The sequence below is a fragment of the Tsukamurella pseudospumae genome (genome assembly GCF_001575195.1).
In the GTDB taxonomy this organism is placed as follows: domain Bacteria; phylum Actinomycetota; class Actinomycetes; order Mycobacteriales; family Mycobacteriaceae; genus Tsukamurella; species Tsukamurella pseudospumae.
Genome location: NZ_LSRF01000058.1, coordinates 1,006,280 through 1,025,627, shown reverse-complemented (window position 1 = coordinate 1,025,627; position 19,348 = coordinate 1,006,280). Strand labels below are relative to the sequence as shown.

The following is a 19,348-nucleotide window of genomic DNA, read 5'->3' as shown; positions in this document are numbered from 1 at the left end:
CGGCGCGCACGATAGTGCGATCACACCGATCGAATCCGTTCATACCGCGCGCGTCCGGCGCTACCCTGCGGCCATGAGCGCCGTCCCCGTCCTCGACCTGTCTCTGCTCGATACGGAACCCGAGCGGTTCGACGGTGCCGTCCGTGCCGCCGCGCACGACGTCGGCTTCTTCTACCTGACGAGGCACGGCGTCGCGCACGAGCGGATCGACGAGGTGCTCGCACTGGCGCGCGAATTCTTCGCGCTCCCGCAGGCCGACAAGGACGCGATCGCGATGACGAACTCACCCCACTTCCGCGGCTACACGCGGCTCGGCGGAGAGCTCACCCGCGGGGCGGTGGACTGGCGGGAGCAGATCGACCTCGGACAGGAGGGCGTGAGCCCGGCGCGTCCCCCGAGCACCACGGTGGCCCCGGACGAGCACGGACAGGAGAGCGCGGCACCGTCGGCCTCCGTCCCCGCGGGACCGGACTACCTGAACCTGATCGGCCCGAACCAGTGGCCCGCCGCGCTCCCCGCTCTGCGGACGGTGATGGAGCGCTGGGACGCCGACCTCGCACGCGTCTCCCGCGCGCTGCTGCGGGCGTGGGCCCGATCACTGGGCGCCGACCCGCAGGTCTTCGACGCCGCCTTCGCCGTCGAGCCGGCGACGCTCATCAAGATCGTCCGGTACCCCGCGGGCACGGACTCGGATCAGGGCGTCGGCGCGCACAAGGATTCGGGCGTCCTGACTCTGCTGCTCGTCGATCCCGACTCGGAGGGGCTCCAGGTCCTGCCGCCGGGCGCCCGGGAGTGGGTCGACGTGCCACCGATGCCGGGCGCGTTCATCGTCAACATCGGCGAGATGCTCGAGGTCGGCACGGACGGCTACCTGCATGCCACGGAACACCGGGTGGTGAACCGCCGCGCGGGCGGGGACCGGATCTCGGTGCCGTACTTCTTCAATCCCGCCGTGACGGCGCGGATGCCGCACCTACCTCTCCCGGCGGACCTGCGGACGGGGGTCACCGTCGACCCCGACAACCCGATCTTCGACACCTACGGCGAGAACGCCTGGAAGAGCCGCCTGCGCGCGCACCCGGATGTCGCGGCGCGGCACTACCCGCAAACCGCTTCGTAACCCGACCTGCGTCCCTATCGTGGGGACCATGACCGGCGCAGCCCCGCTCGTCCTCGTCTACAGTTCCAACGCGCGGCACCGCGCGGAGATCACCGCCGCCCTGGGCGCCCGGCCCGCGCCGGACAGACCTCCGATCACGGTGCTCGAGGCGGCCACCGCGCAGGCCGTCATCGCGCGGCTCGACGAGGGCGGGGTCGCCCTGGTGGTGCTCGACGGTGAATCATCCCCGACGGGCGGGATGGGCCTCGCCCGGCAAGTGCGCGACGAGATCGAACCGTGCCCGCCGCTGCTCGTGATCACCGCGCGGCGCGCGGACGGCTGGTTGGCACGTTGGTCCCAGGCCGACGACTGGGTGAGCCACCCCCTCGACCCGTTCGAGCTCGCGGAGGCGGCGGGCCGCCTGCTCGCGACGGCCACGCTCTGAGTCGACACGCTCGCCCCAAAACCCCACCCCGATCAAACGTTGGACCTATAGTTGTGATGTAGCTCACAACTTCACTCAGGGGAACCTAACCGGTTCTGCTGACGGGGATTTCGCTGACACCGCGGAAGGAGCATCGCCGTGAACCTGTACGTGCCCATCCTCGTACTGGGGGCGATCGCGGCCGCCTTCGCCGTGTTCTCCGTGGGCGTCGCCCGCTTCGTGGGGCCCCGCCGGATCAATCGCGCGAAGCTCGAGGCCTACGAGTGCGGCATCGACCCGTCCCCCGAACCCGCGTCGGGGGGTGGCCGGTTTCCGGTGAAGTTCTATCTGACGGCGATGTTGTTCATCATCTTCGACATCGAGATCGTCTTCCTCTATCCGTGGGCCGTGCATTTCGACGTGCTGGGCACCTACGGCCTGCTCGCCATGGGCCTCTTCCTGGTCAACGTCACGGTGGCCTACGCGTACGAGTGGCGACGGGGAGGACTCACGTGGGATTGAGGGAGGCACCCGAGGTGCGCCACGTTGACGGACCCGTCGGGAGCGAATCAGGCCGTGGAGTGGACGTGGCACCCGAGGTGCGCCACGCTGACGGACCCGTCGGGAGCGGGGTGTGGTCGTGGGCATAGAGGACAAGGTTCCAGGCGGTTTCCTGCTGTCCACGCTGGAGGTGGTGGCGGGGTACGCGCGGAAGGGATCGCTGTGGCCGGCCACGTTCGGGCTGGCGTGCTGCGCGATCGAGATGATGGCCACCACCGGCCCGCGATTCGACATCGCCCGCTTCGGCATGGAGGCCTTCCGCGCGTCGCCGCGGCAGGCGGACCTGATGATCGTCGCGGGCCGCGTCAGCCAGAAGATGGCGCCGGTGCTGCGGCAGGTGTACGACCAGATGGCGGAGCCGAAATGGGTGCTGGCCATGGGGGTCTGCGCCAGTTCGGGCGGCATGTTCAACAACTACGCGGTGGTGCAGGGTGTGGATCACGTGGTGCCCGTGGACATCTACCTCCCCGGCTGCCCGCCGCGTCCCGAGATGCTGCTCAACGCGCTCCTGGCCCTGCACGAGAAGGTGGCCGAGACGCCGATGGGCGTGAACCGCGAGTCCGCCCGGCGGGCCGCGGAGGAAGCCGCGATGGCCGCACGACCCACGATCGAGCTCAAGGGCCTGCTGCGATGACCGACTCCTCCGAGGGCCCCGAGGCGGGCGGCACCGTCGAGCCCGCCGGACCGCAGCCGGACGTGGTGCGCACCCGCACCGGCATGTTCAGCGGCGGCACCGGCGACACCTCGGGGTACGGCCGGATCACCCGTCCGGTCGCCATGCCCGGGCCGGGCTCCGAGCCCCTGCCCGACGGCTACGAGGGGGTACTAGCGGGTCTGCGGGACGCACTCGCGGAGGCCGACGGTGCGCCCGGGCTCGCCGAGGCTCTCGGCGCGGTCGTCGTGCATCGGGGCGAGGTGACGCTGCGCGTGCCGCGGGAGCACGTCGTGACGGTGGCGCGACTCCTGCGTGATCGGCCGGATCTGCGGTTCGAGATGTGCCTCGGCACCTCGGGTGTGCACTTCCCGGAGGACGCGGGCGCCGAGCTGCGCGCGGTCACCCACCTGCAGTCCATCACGCACGGCCGGCGGCTGCGCCTCGAAACCTCCTGTCCCGACACCGATCCGCACGTCCCGTCGTTGTTCGCGGTGTACCCCACGACGGACTGGCACGAGCGCGAGACCTTCGACTTCTTCGGCATCGTCTTCGACGGGCATCCGTCGCTGACCAGGATCGAGATGCCGGACGACTGGGAGGGCCACCCGCAGCGCAAGGACTACCCGCTGGGCGGCATCGGCGTTCAGTTCCACGGCGCCGAGGTCGCGGCGCCCGACACCCGGAGGTCGTACTCGTGACCACGGACCAGAGCGAGTTCACCGCGATGGGTTCCGACTGGGACGACATCGCGGCCGAGGCCATCGGCCAGGAGCGGATCGTCGTCAACATGGGCCCGCAGCACCCGTCCACGCACGGGGTCCTGCGACTCATCCTCGAACTCGACGGCGAGACGGTGACCGAGGCGCGGTGCGGGATCGGCTTCCTGCACACGGGTATCGAGAAGAACCTGGAGTTCCGCACCTGGACCCAGGGCACCACCTTCGTCACCCGCATGGACTATCTGGCCCCGCTGTTCAACGAAACGGCGTACTGCCTCGCCGTCGAGAAGCTGCTCGGCGTCACCGAGCAGATCCCGGAGCGCGCCACCGTGATTCGCGTGATGCTGATGGAGCTCAACCGGATCACCAGCCATCTCGTGGCGCTGGCCACCGGCGGCATGGAACTGGGCGCGGTCTCCCCCATGCTCAAGGGGTTCGAGATCCGCGAGCAGATCCTCGACGTCTTCGAGACCATCACCGGGCTGCGGATGAACCACGCGTACATCCGGCCCGGCGGCGTGGCTGCCGACCTGCCCGAGGAGGCCGTCCCGCAGATCCGGAACCTGCTGAAGACACTGCCGAAGCAGCTCGCCGCGATGTCGGCGATGCTCACCGAGAACCCGATCTGGATCGCCCGCACCAAGGACATCGGGTACCTCGACCTCACCGGGTGCATGGCGCTGGGCATCACCGGGCCGGTGCTGCGCTCCGCCGGCCTGCCGCACGACCTCCGGCGCAGCGAGCCCTACTGCGGCTACGAGGACTACGAGTTCGACGTGATCACCGATACCGGCTGCGATTGCTACGGCCGCTACCTGATCCGGGTACTGGAGATGACCGAGTCGCTGCGCATCGTCGAACAGTGCCTCGACCGGCTCGCTCCCGGGCCGGTCATGATCGACGATGCGGGGCTCGGCTGGCCGGCGGACCTCGCGGTGGGGCCTGACGGGCTGGGCAATTCGCGGGCCCACATCGCGGAGATCATGGGCGAGTCCATGGAATCCCTGATCCACCACTTCAAGCTGGTCACCGAGGGCTTCGCGGTGCCGCCCGGGCAGGTGGCGGTGTCAGTGGAGGCGCCGCGCGGGGAGCTGTTGGTGCACGCGGTGAGCGACGGCGGTACCCGCCCGTACCGGGTGCACTTCCGCGATCCGTCGTTCACGAATCTGCAGGCGGTGGCGGCGATGTGCGAGGGCGGCATGGTCTCCGACGTGATCGCGGCCGTCGCCAGCATCGATCCCGTGATGGGAGGGGTGGACCGATGAGCGAACCCGTCTTCCTCGAATTCGGTGCGCGGCCGCAGGAGTCGGTGCAGCTGTACCGCCCCGGCGCGCCCACCGAGTACCCGGCCGACGTGGCCGAGCGACTGACCGCCGACGCGGCGGAGTTGGTCGCACGCTACCCCGAATCCCGATCGGCCCTGCTGCCGCTGCTGCACCTCGTGCAGTCCGAGGACGGGTACATCACCCCGGCGGGCATCGAGTTCTGCGCCCGCACACTGGGACTGACTGCGGCCGAGGTGGTCTCCGTGGCCACCTTCTACTCGATGTACCGGCGCGGGCCCACCGGCGAGTACCTGGTCGGCGTGTGCACCACCACGCTGTGCGCGGTCCTCGGGGGCGACGCGATCCTCGCCTCGCTCTGCGACCACCTCGGCATCGCCCCCGGCGGCACCACCGAGGACGGCTCGGTCACCGTCGAGCGGATCGAGTGCAACGCGGCCTGCGACTACGCACCGGTCGTGATGGTCAACTGGGAGTTCTTCGACGACCAGACGACCGCCGGCGCCCGCGAGCTGGTCGACGCGCTCCGAGCGGGCCGGGCACCGTCGCCCACCCGCGGCGCTCCGCTGGGCACCTTCCGTGAGACCGCCCGGCTGCTGGCGGGTTTCGATGACACCCGGCCCGGAGCGGTCTCGGCGTCCGGCGCCGGCGGCGCCCCGACGATGGCCGGCCTGCGGGCGGCACGGGAGGCAGAGGGAGGTGCCCCGTCATGACCGCGCACCTGACCCCGGTCCTCTCCGCGCACTGGGGCGACCCCGAACCGTGGACCCTCGACGCCTACCGCGCAGCGGGCGGGTACGCCGGTCTGGACCGCGCGCTGGCCCTGTCGCCCGACGAGGTCATCGAGCTGGTGAAGGAGTCCGGCCTGCGGGGCCGCGGCGGCGCGGGCTTCCCGACCGGCCTGAAGTGGAGCTTCATCCCGCAGCTGCGCGAGGGTGAACCCCCGAAGCCCGGCGCCGACAAGCCGCACTATCTGGTGGTGAACGCCGACGAGTCGGAACCCGGAACGTGCAAGGACATGCCGCTCATGTTCGCGACGCCGCACACCCTGGTGGAGGGCGTGATCATCGCGTCGTACGCCATCCGCGCGCGGCAGGCGTTCATCTACGTGCGCGGCGAGGTGCTCGGCGTGCAGCGACGCCTGCGCGCGGCGGTCGCCGAGGCGTACGCCGCCGGCTACCTGGGAAAGCCCATCGGCCCGAGCGGGTTCAGCGTCGACCTGGTGGTGCACGGCGGCGCCGGCGCGTACATCTGCGGCGAGGAGACGGCGCTGCTGGACTCGTTGGAAGGCCGTCGCGGCCAGCCGCGGCTGCGTCCGCCCTTTCCCGCCGTCGCGGGCCTGTACGCCTCGCCGACGTGCGTCAACAACGTCGAGTCGATCGCGAGTGTTCCGGCGATCCTGGCCAACGGCGCGGACTGGTTCCGCACAATGGGCAGCGAGAAGTCGCCCGGATTCACGCTGTACTCGGTGTCGGGCCATGTGGTCCGCCCCGGCCAGTACGAGGCGGCGTTGGGCGTGACGCTGCGGGAGATGCTCGAGCTGGCCGGCGGAGTCCGTCCCGGGCACGAACTCAAGTTCTGGACGCCCGGCGGTTCGTCGACCCCGCTGCTGACGGCCGAGCATCTCGACGTGCCCCTGGACTACGAGGGCGTCGCCGGCGTCGGCTCGATGCTGGGCACGAAGGCGCTGCAGGTCTTCGACGACACCGTGTGCGTGGTGCGGGCGGTGCTGCGCTGGCTCGAGTTCTACGCGCACGAGTCGTGCGGGAAGTGCACGCCGTGCCGCGAGGGCACCTACTGGCTGGTGCGGCTGCTGCGCCGGCTCGAGGAGGGCGAGGGCCGCACGGAGGATCTTCAGACCCTGGCGGACGTCGCGGACGGGGTGCTCGGCAAGGCCTTCTGCGCTCTCGGCGACGGCGCCGCGAGCCCGATCATGTCCTCGCTGAGGTACTTCCGTGAGGAGTACGAGCGCCACGTCGCGGAGGGCGGGTGCCCCTTCGACCCCGCGGCATCCCTGCGCGAGGCGCCCGTTCCGGGAGGTGCGCTATGAGCGAGACGGTCCGGGCCAATATCGACGGCGTCGAGATCGAGGTCCCCGCAGGGACTCTCGTGATCCGCGCCGCGGAGCAGCTGGGCATCGCGATCCCCCGGTTCTGCGACCACCCGCTCCTCGCGCCCGCGGGCGCGTGCCGGCAGTGCCTGGTCGACGTGGAGGGTCAGCGCAAGCCGCTCGCCTCCTGCACCACGACGGTGACCGAGGGCATGGTGGTGCGCACACAGGCCACGTCCGCGGCCGCGGCCGGCGCGCAGCGCAGCGTCATGGAACTGCTGCTGGTGAACCACCCGCTCGACTGCCCGGTGTGCGACAAGGGCGGCGAGTGCCCGCTGCAGAACCAGGCCATGTCCGCCGGTCGCGCCGTCTCCCGCTTCCCGGCCGCCGACAAACGCACCTACCCCAAGCCGATCCCGCTGTCCGCCGAGATCGTGCTCGACCGCGAGCGGTGCGTGCTGTGCGCGCGCTGCACCCGCTTCTCCGAGGAGATCGCGGGCGACGACTTCATCGAGCTCATGGATCGCGGTGCGCTGCAACAGGTGGGCGTCGCCGGCGATCAGCCGCTCGACTCGTACTTCTCCGGCAACACGGTGCAGATCTGCCCCGTGGGCGCGCTCACCAACACCACGTACCGGTTCCGCGCCCGGCCCTTCGACCTGACGTCCACGCCATCGGCCTGCGAGCACTGCGCCAGCGGCTGCGGCCTGCGCACCGATCACCGGCGCGGCGAGGTGCTGCGCCGCCTGGCCGGCGACGACCCCGAGGTCAACGAGGAGTGGAGCTGCGACAAGGGCCGCTGGGCCTTCGCCTACGCCACGCAACCGGACCGGCTGACCACGCCGCTGGTGCGCGGCGCCGACGGTGCGCTGGCCCCGGCCTCGTGGCCCGAGGCGATCGCCGCAGCCGCGAAGGGCCTGGCCGGCCGCGCCGCGGGAGTCCTGGCCGGAGGCCGCGGCACCGTCGAGGACCTCTACGCGTACTCCACCTTCGCGCGGATCGCGCTGCACACGAACGACATCGACTTCCGGATCCGGCCGCACAGCGCGGAGGAGGCGGCCTTCCTCGCCTCGGGCACCGCGGGCGGGGTGACCTACGCCGACCTCGAACGTGCGCCGGTGGTGCTGCTCGCGGGCCTCGAGCCCGAGGAGGAATCGCCCATCGTGCATCTGCGGCTGCGGAAGTCGGTGCGGGCGGGCGGCACCCGGGTGCTGTCGATCGCGCCGTTCGCCTCCCGTGGCCTGTCCCGCCTGGACGGCGAGTTGATCAGTTGCGCGCCCGGCGGGGAGCCCGCCGCGCTCACCGATCCGTCGCTGGCGGAGCGCCTCCACGGTGAGGGATCGGTCGTCCTCGTGGGCGAGCGGCTCACGCAGTCGCCCGGTGCGCTCGCCGCCGCCGCCGCTCTGGCGGAGACCTCAGGAGCGCGGCTCGCGTGGATCCCGCGCCGCGCCGGGGAGCCCGGTGCGGTCGACGCGGGCGCCCTCGCCGGGATGCTCCCCGGCGGTCGGCTCACGGCCAACCAGGCGCACCGGACCGAGCTCGAGACCTTCTGGGGCGGTCCGCTTCCCGAGGGTCCGGGCCGCGATACCGCCGGCATCCTCGCGGCTGCGGCCGCCGGCGATCTTCCCGCTCTGGTGTGCGGCGCCGTCGACATCACCGACCTTCCCGACCCCGACGCGGCGCGCCGGGCCCTGGACGCGGCGTTCGTGGTGAGTCTGGAGCAGCGCGAGTCCGAGGTCACCGCCCGCGCCGACGTGGTGCTCCCCGTGGCGACGGTGACCCAGCGCTCCGGCACCTTCCGAAACTGGGAGGGGCGCGCGCGGGCCTTCGGCGCCGCCCTGCCCGCACCGGGCGCGCTCGCCGACGCGCGGGTGCTCGCCGTCCTCGCCCGCGCCCTGCGCGCCGACCTCGGCTTCACGGACGTCGACGGTGCCGCCGCCGCCCTGCGCGAGTTGGGCACCGTCCGGCCGCCCCGGCGGCCCGTGCCCGCCAGGGCCGCCACCGTCGGCACTCCCGGGCCGGGCGAGGCGCTGCTCGCGTCGTGGCGGCAACTCCTCGACCTGGGGCGCGGGCAGGACGGTGAGCCGGACCTCGCGGCGACGGCTCGGCGTCCGGTCGCACGACTGTCGGCGGACACCGCCCGCGAGATCCAGGTGCCCGACGGTTCCCTCGTCGTCGTCTCCACCCGGCACGGCTCGATCACGCTGCCACTGATGATCACGGAGATGCCCGACCGCGTGGTGTGGGTGCCGCAGAACTCGCCGGGCAGCGCGGTGTTCGAGACGCTCCGGGCCACCTCCGGTTCGGTCGTGTCGATCAATCAGTGGGGGTACCCGCGATGACCCGCACGCTCACACTCGGGCCGCACGCCCCCGTCGACCTGTCCGCGTTCGGCCGCGACCCGTGGTGGCTGGTCCTCGCGAAGGCGGTGGCGGTCTTCGCGTTCCTCGTCCTGACGGTGCTCGCCGCGATCCTCATCGAGCGCAAGGTCATGGCGCGGATGCAGCACCGCTACGGGCCGAACCGGGTGGGCCCCTTCGGCATCCTGCAGTCCCTGGCCGACGGCATCAAGCTGGCGCTCAAGGAGGGCATCACCCCCGCCGGTGTGGACAAGCCCGTGTACCTGCTCGCGCCGATCATCGCGACCATCCCCGCGTTCATGGCGTTCGCGGTGATCCCGTTCGGCCCCGAGGTGTCGGTCTTCGGTACGCGGACGCCGTTGCAACTCACCGACCTTCCGGTCGCGGTGCTCTACATCCTCGCGATCACCAGCATCGGCGTGTACGGCATCGTGCTGGCGGGCTGGTCGTCCGGCTCGACCTACCCGCTGCTCGGCGGCCTGCGCTCCACGGCCCAGGTGATCAGCTACGAGGTGGCGATGGGCCTGAGCTTCGCCGCGGTGTTCCTGTACGCCGGCACGATGGCCACGTCCGGCATCGTGGCCGCCCAGAACGGCACCTGGTACGTCTTCCTCCTGCTGCCCTCGTTCGCCGTCTACGTGGTGTCGATGGTCGGCGAGACCAACCGCGCGCCCTTCGACCTCCCCGAGGCGGAGGGCGAGCTGGTGGGCGGCTTCCACACCGAGTACAGCTCGCTGAAGTTCGCGATGTTCATGCTCGCCGAGTACGTGAACATGACCACCGTCTCGGCGCTGGCGACCACACTGTTCCTCGGCGGCTGGCACGCGCCGTGGCCGCTGAACATGTGGGACGGCGCGAACTCCGGCTGGTGGCCGGTGATCTGGTTCGTGGGCAAGGTGTGGTGCTTCCTGTTCGGCTTCATCTGGCTGCGCACCACCCTCCCGCGCCTGCGCTACGACCAGTTCATGCGGTTCGGCTGGCAACTGCTCATCCCCACCGCGCTGGTGTGGGTGCTCGTCGCCGGGGCGGTCCAGGCGTGGGCACTGGCGGGGCACGACGCGTCGGTGCTCGCCCCCGCGGTCTCGCTGGTCTTCACCCTCGCCGTGCTCGCGATCCTCGTGCTGCGGCACCGTCGCCAGACGGAACCGGAGCCCCGTCCGGACCCCGAGACCTTCTCCCTGCCCTTCGATCCCCTGGCCGGCGGCTTCCCGGTGCCGCCGATGCCCGGCCAGTACCTGCCCGAACCCGCCCGACGAGCCCTGCCGAGCGAGGCCCACGCGAAGGAGGCGTCCCATGGCTGATCCCCTCGGACTCGCCGGGTTCGGCGTGACCCTGCGCACGATGTTCAGCAAGCCGGTCACCGAGAACTACCCGGAGCAGAAGGCGCCCGTGGCCGGCCGGTACCACGGCCGGCACCAGCTCAACCGGTACGCCGACGGCCTGGAGAAGTGCATCGGCTGCGAGCTGTGCGCGTGGAGCTGCCCCGCCGACGCGATCTACGTGGAGGGCGCCGACAACACCGAGGAGGAGCGCTACTCCCCCGGTGAACGGTACGGGCGTACGTACCAGATCAATTACCTGCGGTGCATCGGCTGCGGGCTGTGCGTGGAGGCGTGCCCCACCCGCGCGCTGACCATGACCGACGACTACGAGATGGCCGACCGCGACCGCGGCGCGCTCATCTACGACAAGGAAGACCTGCTCGCCCCGCTGCACGAGGGCGAGCAGCCCCCGCCGCACGCCCTGCGCGAGGGCCTCACCGCCGCCGACTACTACCGGGGCGAGGTGGACGAGTGACCGGAGAGGAATGGGCCTTCTGGATCGTGGCCGTGCCGGCGGTGCTGTTCGCGCTGGGCGTGGTCCTCGCGTCCAAGGCCGTGTACTCGGCACTCTGCCTGGCCGCCACCATGATCCTGCTCGCGGTGGCGTACATCGCGCAGGGCGCCCTGTTCCTCGGCGTCGTACAGATCGTGGTCTACACCGGCGCCGTGATGATGCTGTTCCTCTTCGTGGTGATGCTCGTGGGCGTCGACTCCTCGGACTCCCTGGTGGAGACTCTGCGCGGGCACCGCGTGGCGGCCGCCGTCGCCGGACTCGGCTTCGGCATCCTGCTGATCAGTCTCGTGGCCCGCGCCGTGCTGCCCGCCCCGGACCCCGGCCGCGCGAGGTCGCCGTACCCGCCGAACTCCGTCGAGGCCCTCGCCGACACCGTCTTCGTGCGCTTCCTCTGGGCGTTCGAGCTCACCGCAGCACTGCTCATCACCGCGACGCTCGGCGCGATGATCCTCGCCCACCGCGAGAAGCTCTCCACCGCGCTCTCCCAACGCGAGCAGTCGATCCGCCGATTCCGCGAGGGCCGCCGGGCCACCCCGCTGCCGAATCCCGGGGTGTACGCGCTCGGCAACGCCGTCGACCTCCCCGCCCTGCTGCCCGACGGTACGCCCGCTCCCGACTCCGTCAACCACACGCTCGTCCCGCGCTCCCCCGAACAGCGGCGGGCCCTGCCCGGACGCGCGAACACGCTGGACGACGAGACACCGTCGACCCTGCGGGACGACGCCCGGACCCCGGACGGGAGCGAGGTGTCGTCGTGAATCCACACCTGTACCTGTACCTCGCGGCGCTGTTGTTCGCGATCGGCTCCGCCGGGGTGCTGCTGCGCCGCAACGCCATCGTCGTGTTCATGTGCGTCGAGCTCATGCTCAACGCCGCCAACCTCGCGCTCGTGACGGCCGGCCGGATCCACGCCGTGCCGCAGGGACAGGTGCTGGCCTTCTTCACCATGGTCGTGGCCGCCGCCGAGGTGGTCGTGGGGCTGGCGATCATCATCGCGATCTTCCGGGTCCGGCGGTCCGTGTCCGTCGACGAGCCGCACCTGCTGAGGCGGTGAGACATGAGCGGACTCCTCGCGGCTCTGCCGCTGATCCCCCTCGCCGGAGCGGCGGTGCTGCTGCTCGGCGGGCGCCGTACGAATGCGTGGGGGCACCTGTTCGGGACCGCGATCGCGGCGGCGTCCTTCGTGGTAGCGGTGATCGCCTTCGTGCTGCTGCTCGGCCGCGCGGCCACCGATCGGTCGGTGAGCACCGTGCTCTACCACTGGTTCTCGGGTGGCGACCTGTCGGTGGACCTGGCGCTGCGGCTCGATCAGCTGTCCGTGTGCTTCGCGCTGCTGATCACGGGCGTGGGCACGCTGATCCACGTGTACTCGATCGGCTACATGGCGCACGACGCCGGGCGGCGCCGGTTCTTCGGCTACCTCAACCTGTTCCTCGGCGCGATGCTGGTGCTGGTCCTCGCGGACGGCCTGGTGGTGCTGTACCTCGGCTGGGAGGGCGTGGGCCTGGCCTCGTACCTGCTCATCGGGTTCTGGCAGCACAAGCCCTCGGCGGCCACCGCGGCGCGGAAGGCGTTCATCGTCAACCGCGTCGGCGACATGGGACTGGCGCTGGCCGTCGCCGTCACGCTCATGACCTTCGGCACCACCACCTTCGGCGAGTTCCTGCCCCGCGCCGGCGAGGCGGGCGAGGGCACGATCACGTGGCTGGGCCTGCTGCTCCTCCTCGCGGCGTGCGCGAAGTCGGCGCAGGTACCCCTGCAGAGCTGGCTGGGCGACGCGATGGAGGGCCCCACTCCCGTGTCCGCCCTCATCCACGCCGCCACGATGGTCACGGCCGGTGTCTACCTCATCGTGCGCTGCGGACCGGTCTTCGAAGCGGCTCCGGTGGCGCAGGGCTTCGTCCTCGCGGTCGGCGCGATCACGCTGCTGTTCGGCGCGATCATCGGCTGCGCGAAGGACGACGTCAAGAAGGCCCTGGCCGCGTCCACGATGAGCCAGATCGGCTACATGGTGCTGGCCGCGGGACTCGGCCCCGCCGGATACGCCCTGGCGATCGCGCACCTGCTGGCGCACGGCTGCTTCAAGGCGGGACTCTTCCTCGGCGCCGGATCGGTCATGCACGGCATGGACGACGAGACCGACATGCGCCGGTACGGCGGGCTGGGCCGGCTCATGCCGGTCACCGCGGTCACCTTCGGCCTCGGCTACCTCGCGATCATCGGCGTTCCACCGCTGTCCGGCTTCTACACCAAGGACGGGATCATCGAGGCGGCGCTCGGCCGCGGCGGGTTCTGGGGAATCGTGCTGGGCGGCATCGCGATCCTCGGCGCGGGGATCACCGGCTTCTACATGACGAGGGTGATGGTGCTGACCTTCTTCGGATCGCCCCGCTGGCACGAGGGCACCCACCCGCACGAGTCGCCGAGCGTGATGACCGCGCCGATGGTCGTGCTGGCCCTCGGGAGCATCGGTGCCGGTGCCTTCCTGGTGATCGGCAGCAGGATCACCGACTTCCTTGCGCCCGCCGTCGGTTCCGCTCCCGAGGCGCACCACGCGATCCCCGCGTGGGCGGTCACCGCGCTCGTCCTCGGCTCCGTCGCGATCGGCGTGGCCGTCGCGGTCCGGGCGACGCGCACGGTGCCGGTCGAGGCACCGTCGGACGTGAGCGCCGTGACCCGGGCCGCCCGGCAGGACCTGTACGGCGACACGGTCAACGAGACCCTGTTCATGCGGCCCGGGCAGGCGGCGACGGCGGCGCTGGTCACGGTGGAGCGCAAGGGGATCGACGGTGCGGTGGACGCGATCCCCGCGGGCGTGCACGTGGGTTCGCTACTGCTGCGCCGCTCGCAGACCGGGTACGCCCGCAGCTACGCGCTGACCATGCTGGCCGGGACGGCGGTGCTCATCGGCGCCGCGGCGGTGTGGCTCTCATGAGCGCGCCGTGGCTGACGCTGCTGTGGGCGGCGCCGGCGGTCGGCGCGATCGCCGCGGCGGCCGTGCCCCGTGCGGCGCGGTGGATCGGGTTGGCGGCGTCCCTGCTCGCGCTGGCGATCGGCATCGGACTGGCCTGCGCCTTCGATCCCGCGGGCGGCTTCCAGTTCGTCGAATCACACTCGTGGATACCGTCCTTCGGCGCGGGCTACCGGCTGGGGCTCGACGGCACCGGGCTGGTCCTCGTCCTGCTCACGGCGGCGCTGCTGCCGATCCTGCTGCTGGCCGCGTGGAAGGAGACCGACCCCGGGAGTTCCAGGGCGGGAACCTATGTCGCGCTGACGCTCGCGGTCGAGGCGATGGTGCTGGTCAGCTTCGTCACCACCGACGTGCTGCTGTTCTACCTGCTGTTCGAGGCCATGCTGATCCCGCTGTACTTCCTCCTCGCCGGATTCGGTGGTACCGGAAGCGATCCGACGGTCCGGGCGCACGCCGCCGTGAAGTTCCTGCTGTACAACCTCGCCGGCGGGCTGATCATGCTGGCCGCGGTGGTCGGCCTGTACGCCGCGTCCGGCACCTTCGACCTGCGCGCCTTGATCGACGGTGCCCGACCCGGCCCCGGCATCGGCCAGGACCTGATGTTCCTGGCCTTCCTGTTCGCCTTCGCCGTGAAGGCGCCCCTGTGGCCGCTGCACACCTGGCTGCCCGGCGCCGCGGTGCAGACCAATCCGCCGACGGCCGTACTGATGATGGCGATCGTCGACAAGGTGGGCACCTTTGCGATGCTGCGCTACTGCCTGACCCTGTTCCCCGACGCCGCCGCCCGGTTCGCGCCGTGGATCGCCGCCCTGGCCGTGGTGGGCATCGTCTACGGCGCGATCCTGGCGATCGGCCAGAGCGATGTGATGTCGCTCATCGCGTACACCTCGATCAGCCACTTCGGCTTCATCATCCTGGGCGTCTTCGCCCGCACCGGCGACTCCCAGGCGGGCTCCGTGCTCTACATGGTCAACCACGGCGTGGCCACCGCCGCGCTGTTCCTCACCGCCGGGATCCTGGTCGCGCGGCGCGGCAGCCGCGAGATCGCCGACTTCGGCGGCGTGTGGTCGCGCGCCCCGAAACTGGGCGCGGTGTTCCTCATCGCCGGCCTGGCGACGCTCTCGCTCCCCGGCCTCGGCCCGTTCGTCTCCGAACTCCTCGTGGTGGTGGGGACCTATCCGCGGTGGGCGATCGCCGCGATCGTGTCCGTGATCGCGCTGGTGCTGTCCGCGATGTACGTCCTGTGGACCTACCAGCGCATGTTCACCGGCCCGGCCCCTGAAGCCGTGACGCGGACCGTCGACGATGCCCGGCCGCGCGAGCTGATCGTGCTGGTCCCACTCGTGGTCGCGCTGTTCGCGCTGGGCCTGTTCCCCGCCCCGGCGCTGGACGCGATCAACCCGTCCGTCTCGCCCACGGTCGCGGAGGTCGCGCGATGAACCCGTCCGTCGAGTACGCGGAGATCGCGCCCGCGCTGATCGTGTTCGGTGCGGCGATCCTCGGCGTGCTCGTGGAGGCCTTCGCGCCGGCCGGGCTCCGCGCGAAGATGCACGCGGTGCTCGGTGGGGGCGCAGTGTTCGCCGCCCTGATCGCCGTCGCGCTGCTCGCCGACGCCGGGGCGCGGCCCCGCGCGGTCCTCGCCGGTTCCGTCGCGGACGACGGGCTCTCCCTCGCCCTGCAGGGACTACTGCTGGTGTCGACGCTGCCCGCCCTGGCGCTGATGGTCGGACGGTACGACTCGCTGACGCACACAGAGGCGGTGCCGCTCACCCTCTTCGCGCTCGGCGGCATGCTCGCCTTCGTCTCCGCTCAGGACCTGCTGACGCTGTTCGTCGCGCTCGAGGTCTTCTCGCTACCGCTGTACCTGCTGTGCGCGCTCGCTAAACGGCGCGGGCTGCTCCCGCTCGAGGCGGCGCTGAAGTACTTCCTGCTGGGCGCGTTCAGCTCGGCGATCCTGCTGTTCGGCGTCGCGCTGCGGTTCGCCGCCACGGGTTCGACCTCGCTCGCGGCGGTGCCGCAGGACGCCGTCCTCGGAACCCTCGGCGCGGCGCTGATCGGCGTCGGGCTGCTGTTCAAGGTGGGCGCGGTCCCGTTCCACTCGTGGGTGCCCGATGTCTACCAGGGCGCCCCCACACCGGTGACCGCCTTCATGGCGGCGGCGACCAAGATCGCCGCGTTCGGCGTGATTCTGCGGCTCACCCCGATCGCCTTCCGCGACGTGCCCTGGCGCCCGGTGATCGCGGTGGTCGCAGTGGTCACCGTGATCGTGGGCTCGGTCATCGCCGTCACCCAGTCGGACGTCAAGCGACTCCTGGCGTACTCGGCCATCGCGCACACGGGCTTCCTCCTCATCGGCGTGTACGCGGGGACGGTCCGCGGCACCGGCGCGGTGTGCTTCTACCTGGCGGTGTACGGCCTGAGCACCGTCGGCGCGTTCGCGGTAGCCGGCGCGGTCCGCGAGAGCAGGCCGGACGGCGGCACCGTCGAGGTGGGCGATCTGGACCGGTGGGCCGGGCTGGGCCGCACCCGCCCGTGGCTGGCGGGCGCGATGGCCCTGTTCCTGCTGTCCTTCGCCGGCATCCCGCTGACCGGCGGGTTCGCCGGCAAGTTCGCCGTGTTCACCGCGGCGGCGCAGCGCGGCGGCGGGTGGCTCGTGGTGGTGGGCGTGCTGGCGAGCGCGCTGGCCGCCGTGTTCTACATCCGAGTGCTCATGACCATGTACTTCGCGCCCCCGCACGAGTTCGCGCCGGACGTGCCCCGAGTGGACCCGATGACCGGTTTCGCGATCGCGCTCGGCATCGTGGCGGTGGTCGCGCTGGGCCTGTTCCCCCAGCCGCTGCTGGACCTGTTCGCCGACATCACGGTGTTCTCGGGCCGGTAAGTAGAATCGTCACCCATGAGTGACAAGCCGCTTCCGTTCAGCAACGGCCTCAACCTGAAGGCCATGGGTGCAGTCCTGCTGCTGGTGCTGGCGGTGCTGATCTGGCGCCTGTCCGACGCGCAGAACACGACGCAGCGGGTGCTGTACGGGGTCGCGATCGTCTTCGAGCTGCTCTTCTTCGTGGGCCTGCTGTTCGCCAGCCGCTACATCAAGCGCCAGCACGACAAGGCGGAGGCGGCCTACCGGGCGCAGGTCGCGACGCAGGCGAAGCGTTCGGAGGCCGACGGTGCGGCACCGTCGGGCCCGGACACCGGTGCCGGGGCACCCGACGCGGACACACCGTGACCTCGACCGCCAAGCCCCGCAAGCGGATGACCGCGGCGGAACGCCGCAATCAGCTCGTCGACACCGCGCGGTCGGTGTTCGCCGACCGCGGGTACGCGGCCGCGACGATCGAGGAGGTCGCGGCGAAGGCGGGGGTCTCGAAGCCGGTGGTCTACGAGCACTTCGGCGGCAAGGAGGGCCTCTACGCCGTGGTCGTGGACCGCGAGATGGAGATGGTGCTCGAGGTGTTCTCCAGGGCGCTGCTCGAGGACCGCTCCAAGACGCGGATCGAGCAGATCACCCTCGCGCTGCTCACCTACGTCGAGGAGCGCTCCGACGGTTTCCGCATCCTCACCCGCAACAGCTCCGTCGAGCACACCGGCGGCTATTCGACGCTGCTCAACGACCTGGTCGGCCAGGTGGAGATCCACCTCGAGAGCGAGTTCGAGAACAAGAACCTCGACCCCGAGCTCGCGCCGCTGTACGCGCAGGCCCTGGTCGGGATGGTCGCGATGACGGCTCAGTGGTGGCTGGAGGTGCGCAATCCGCCCAAGGAGGCGGTGGCGGCCCACATCGTGAACCTGTCCTGGTACGGGCTCATCGGCCTCAAGGAGAACCCCGTCGCCATCGAGCCCAGCCAGCGGAGCGAGCCCGAGGCCTAGAAGAACCGGACCTGCCGGACGGGGCGGGGCGACGGTGACGTCACCCCGCCTCCGCCTGGCCGACTACCGGGGTCCCGTCCCGATCGGCGCACCGACCAGCGAGGCGAGGATCGTGCCGATCGCCTGCCCGAAGGTGCCGATCGCCGCGGGCTCGAGGCCACTGCTGAAGACATTGCGGATGTCGCAGCCCGACGGTGCCGGCCCGGTCGAGTTCATCCGGTCCTTGAGCCAATTGAAGGCGCCGCCCGCGCCGGTCACCACGACGGTGCCATGGGTCGTCATGAGCTGCTTGACCGGGTTCGGCGGGAACTCCTCCCGGCGGTAGGTCACCGAGGCACCGCCCTTGCAGTAGGAGTTCACCAGCTTGTCGGTCCCGGTGATCGGCGCGACCTCCTCGGTGATGCCGTTGTAGACGTAGGCCGGCACCGTCGGGACGCGGCCGCTGACACCACGCTCACGAATGGTCTTGGCGATGATGGGGATCCGCAACACCTCGTCCACCGGCTTGGTCAGCATCCGGTTGTAGTCGAACCACAGGTTCGCGACCACGTTCTGCGGCATGCAGTGGCTGCGGGTCGCATTGACCCGCGCCCGGCCCTCCGGCGTGAGCACCTTGTCCAGCGCCGCCCGGAACTCCTCGGAGTCCTTACCGAGCGAGGAGAGGGCGAGCGGGATCAGGCCCGCGAGCAACGACGTGTTCACCGACCGCAGCGAGGCCTCCAGGTCGCGCTCCGGCGCACCGAAGGCCGCACCGCGGATGTTGAGCTCCGGCGCGTAGGTCGGCTGCTCCTCGATGGTCCAGCTGCTGGCGATCGCGCCGCCCGAGTAGCCCCACAGTGTGACGGGCGTCTTGGCGTTCATGCCGAGGCGAGTGAAGTTCTCGACGGCGCGGATGCCGTCGAGGACCGCCCACCCGGGCTGACGGGGCGTGAGGAACCTGTTGTCACCGCCGCCGTGATCGGGCATCGACACCGCCCAGCCCTCCTGCAGGCCGAGATTCGCGAACAGCAGCTCGGCGGCGGGCATGCCGAAGGTGAGCGGCCCCTCCTTCGCCGCGAGGTCGACCGGACCGCCCTTGGTCGCGGCGTACGACGACTGGCAGATCCGCAGGGTCGAGTCGGCGGCCGCCTGGTAGGACAGCAGCTTGGTCGGCTTCTTCCCTCGCGGCACCATCACCGTGGTCACCGTCATGTCCGGCGCACCGTCCATGCCCGTGGTCCGGTAGGCGAGCTGCCAGGCGTCCACGTTGACCGGCATGACCTGCAGCGACCGGATCGACGTGGTGCGAGTCCGCACGATCTCGCCCGGCTTCATCGATGCCAGGTCGGCCGGTCGGTCGTAGAAGGAGTCCGCGGGCGGGGCGGGCTCGACGATGGCCGGGACCGCCTGGGCGGCGGGGGTCGCGACGAAGCCGGTCGCGACCACGACGATCGCGCTGATCAGCGCCGCGATACTTCGCACACCCATCCGGAACGCTGATGTTTCATTCTCCATACTCAGGGAACTTAAAGGTGACCCACATC

Annotated in this window: 19 protein-coding genes; 18 read left to right on the top strand and 1 reads right to left on the bottom strand. The window is 71.0% G+C overall.

Features of this window, described 5'->3' with window-relative positions; all coding sequences use genetic code 11:
* Window positions 1–73 precede the first annotated feature (73 nt).
* The 18 genes from AXK60_RS23525 to AXK60_RS23440 all read left to right on the top strand — a co-directional run bounded on the left by AXK60_RS23525 (window position 74) and on the right by AXK60_RS23440 (window position 17,825).
* Window positions 74–1,120: an isopenicillin N synthase family dioxygenase gene (locus AXK60_RS23525; RefSeq protein WP_068575323.1), complete on the top strand. Its 1,047-nt coding sequence runs from the start codon at window positions 74–76 to the stop codon at window positions 1,118–1,120.
* Between the two features lie 28 nt (window positions 1,121–1,148).
* Entirely contained in the window at window positions 1,149–1,544 is a 396-nt protein-coding gene (locus AXK60_RS23520) for a DNA-binding transcriptional response regulator (RefSeq protein ID WP_068574949.1), read from the top strand.
* A 138-nt stretch (window positions 1,545–1,682) separates the two neighbouring features.
* Window positions 1,683–2,045, top strand: coding sequence for an NADH-quinone oxidoreductase subunit A (locus tag AXK60_RS23515; protein ID WP_068574948.1), 363 nt, complete (start codon window positions 1,683–1,685; stop codon window positions 2,043–2,045).
* A gap of 118 nt (window positions 2,046–2,163) precedes the next feature.
* Window positions 2,164–2,718, top strand: a complete 555-nt coding sequence (locus tag AXK60_RS23510; protein ID WP_068575321.1) for a NuoB/complex I 20 kDa subunit family protein — start codon at window positions 2,164–2,166, stop codon at window positions 2,716–2,718.
* Window positions 2,715–3,437: an NADH-quinone oxidoreductase subunit C gene (locus AXK60_RS23505; RefSeq protein ID WP_068574947.1), complete on the top strand. Its 723-nt coding sequence runs from the start codon at window positions 2,715–2,717 to the stop codon at window positions 3,435–3,437. Before AXK60_RS23510 ends, AXK60_RS23505 begins: the two co-directional genes overlap by 4 nt.
* A gap of 26 nt (window positions 3,438–3,463) precedes the next feature.
* On the top strand, window positions 3,464–4,723 hold the full coding sequence (locus AXK60_RS23500; protein ID WP_068575322.1) for an NADH-quinone oxidoreductase subunit D: 1,260 nt from the start codon (window positions 3,464–3,466) through the stop codon (window positions 4,721–4,723).
* Entirely contained in the window at window positions 4,720–5,454 is a 735-nt protein-coding gene (gene nuoE, locus AXK60_RS23495) for an NADH-quinone oxidoreductase subunit NuoE (RefSeq protein WP_068574946.1), read from the top strand. The genes AXK60_RS23500 and nuoE overlap by 4 nt, the downstream gene beginning before the upstream one ends.
* The gene (nuoF, locus tag AXK60_RS23490; protein WP_068574945.1) at window positions 5,451–6,791 is read left to right on the top strand and encodes an NADH-quinone oxidoreductase subunit NuoF; all 1,341 of its coding nucleotides are present in this window, start codon (window positions 5,451–5,453) and stop codon (window positions 6,789–6,791) included. Before nuoE ends, nuoF begins: the two co-directional genes overlap by 4 nt.
* A complete protein-coding gene (locus AXK60_RS23485) occupies window positions 6,788–9,133 on the top strand; it encodes an NADH-quinone oxidoreductase subunit G (protein ID WP_068574944.1) in 2,346 nt (781 codons plus the stop codon). The genes nuoF and AXK60_RS23485 overlap by 4 nt, the downstream gene beginning before the upstream one ends.
* Window positions 9,130–10,452, top strand: a complete 1,323-nt coding sequence (gene nuoH, locus AXK60_RS23480) for an NADH-quinone oxidoreductase subunit NuoH (protein WP_068574943.1) — start codon at window positions 9,130–9,132, stop codon at window positions 10,450–10,452. Before AXK60_RS23485 ends, nuoH begins: the two co-directional genes overlap by 4 nt.
* Window positions 10,445–10,948: an NADH-quinone oxidoreductase subunit NuoI gene (gene nuoI / locus AXK60_RS23475; RefSeq protein ID WP_068574942.1), complete on the top strand. Its 504-nt coding sequence runs from the start codon at window positions 10,445–10,447 to the stop codon at window positions 10,946–10,948. Before nuoH ends, nuoI begins: the two co-directional genes overlap by 8 nt.
* Entirely contained in the window at window positions 10,945–11,745 is an 801-nt protein-coding gene (locus AXK60_RS23470) for an NADH-quinone oxidoreductase subunit J (protein ID WP_068574941.1), read from the top strand. Before nuoI ends, AXK60_RS23470 begins: the two co-directional genes overlap by 4 nt.
* Window positions 11,742–12,041 (top strand): NADH-quinone oxidoreductase subunit NuoK, encoded by a 300-nt coding sequence (gene nuoK / locus AXK60_RS23465; protein WP_068574940.1) that lies wholly within the window; start codon window positions 11,742–11,744, stop codon window positions 12,039–12,041. Before AXK60_RS23470 ends, nuoK begins: the two co-directional genes overlap by 4 nt.
* Window positions 12,042–12,044: 3 nt before the next feature.
* A complete protein-coding gene (nuoL, locus tag AXK60_RS23460; protein ID WP_068574939.1) occupies window positions 12,045–13,922 on the top strand; it encodes an NADH-quinone oxidoreductase subunit L in 1,878 nt (625 codons plus the stop codon).
* Window positions 13,919–15,397, top strand: coding sequence for an NADH-quinone oxidoreductase subunit M (locus AXK60_RS23455; protein ID WP_068574938.1), 1,479 nt, complete (start codon window positions 13,919–13,921; stop codon window positions 15,395–15,397). The genes nuoL and AXK60_RS23455 overlap by 4 nt, the downstream gene beginning before the upstream one ends.
* Window positions 15,394–16,839, top strand: a complete 1,446-nt coding sequence (gene nuoN, locus AXK60_RS23450; protein WP_068574937.1) for an NADH-quinone oxidoreductase subunit NuoN — start codon at window positions 15,394–15,396, stop codon at window positions 16,837–16,839. The genes AXK60_RS23455 and nuoN overlap by 4 nt, the downstream gene beginning before the upstream one ends.
* Window positions 16,840–16,854: 15 nt before the next feature.
* The gene (locus AXK60_RS23445) at window positions 16,855–17,184 is read left to right on the top strand and encodes a hypothetical protein (protein WP_068574936.1); all 330 of its coding nucleotides are present in this window, start codon (window positions 16,855–16,857) and stop codon (window positions 17,182–17,184) included.
* Window positions 17,185–17,210: 26 nt separating this feature from the next.
* Window positions 17,211–17,825, top strand: a complete 615-nt coding sequence (locus tag AXK60_RS23440; RefSeq protein WP_068575320.1) for a TetR/AcrR family transcriptional regulator — start codon at window positions 17,211–17,213, stop codon at window positions 17,823–17,825.
* 63 nt (window positions 17,826–17,888) lie between these two features.
* Here AXK60_RS23440 and AXK60_RS23435 read toward each other — a convergent pair whose 3' ends face one another.
* A complete protein-coding gene (locus AXK60_RS23435) occupies window positions 17,889–19,292 on the bottom strand; it encodes a lipase family protein (protein ID WP_068574935.1) in 1,404 nt (467 codons plus the stop codon).
* Window positions 19,293–19,348: the final 56 nt, after the last annotated feature.

Bases quoted from the DNA above. Each gene is read 5' to 3' on its own strand.
- nuoF (WP_068574945.1), top strand. From the start codon at position 5,451: ATGACCGCGCACCTGACCCCGGTCCTCTCCGCGCACTGGGGCGACCCC.
- AXK60_RS23455 (WP_068574938.1), top strand. From the start codon at position 13,919: ATGAGCGCGCCGTGGCTGACGCTGCTGTGGGCGGCGCCGGCGGTCGGC.
- nuoH (WP_068574943.1), top strand. From the start codon at position 9,130: ATGACCCGCACGCTCACACTCGGGCCGCACGCCCCCGTCGACCTGTCC.
- AXK60_RS23435 (WP_068574935.1), bottom strand. From the start codon at position 19,292: ATGGGTGTGCGAAGTATCGCGGCGCTGATCAGCGCGATCGTCGTGGTC.
- nuoN (WP_068574937.1), top strand. From the start codon at position 15,394: ATGAACCCGTCCGTCGAGTACGCGGAGATCGCGCCCGCGCTGATCGTG.
- AXK60_RS23485 (WP_068574944.1), top strand. From the start codon at position 6,788: ATGAGCGAGACGGTCCGGGCCAATATCGACGGCGTCGAGATCGAGGTC.
- AXK60_RS23505 (WP_068574947.1), top strand. From the start codon at position 2,715: ATGACCGACTCCTCCGAGGGCCCCGAGGCGGGCGGCACCGTCGAGCCC.
- nuoL (WP_068574939.1), top strand. From the start codon at position 12,045: ATGAGCGGACTCCTCGCGGCTCTGCCGCTGATCCCCCTCGCCGGAGCG.
- AXK60_RS23500 (WP_068575322.1), top strand. From the start codon at position 3,464: ATGGGTTCCGACTGGGACGACATCGCGGCCGAGGCCATCGGCCAGGAG.
- nuoE (WP_068574946.1), top strand. From the start codon at position 4,720: ATGAGCGAACCCGTCTTCCTCGAATTCGGTGCGCGGCCGCAGGAGTCG.
- AXK60_RS23525 (WP_068575323.1), top strand. From the start codon at position 74: ATGAGCGCCGTCCCCGTCCTCGACCTGTCTCTGCTCGATACGGAACCC.
- AXK60_RS23440 (WP_068575320.1), top strand. From the start codon at position 17,211: ATGACCGCGGCGGAACGCCGCAATCAGCTCGTCGACACCGCGCGGTCG.
- nuoI (WP_068574942.1), top strand. From the start codon at position 10,445: ATGGCTGATCCCCTCGGACTCGCCGGGTTCGGCGTGACCCTGCGCACG.
- AXK60_RS23445 (WP_068574936.1), top strand. From the start codon at position 16,855: ATGAGTGACAAGCCGCTTCCGTTCAGCAACGGCCTCAACCTGAAGGCC.
- AXK60_RS23520 (WP_068574949.1), top strand. From the start codon at position 1,149: ATGACCGGCGCAGCCCCGCTCGTCCTCGTCTACAGTTCCAACGCGCGG.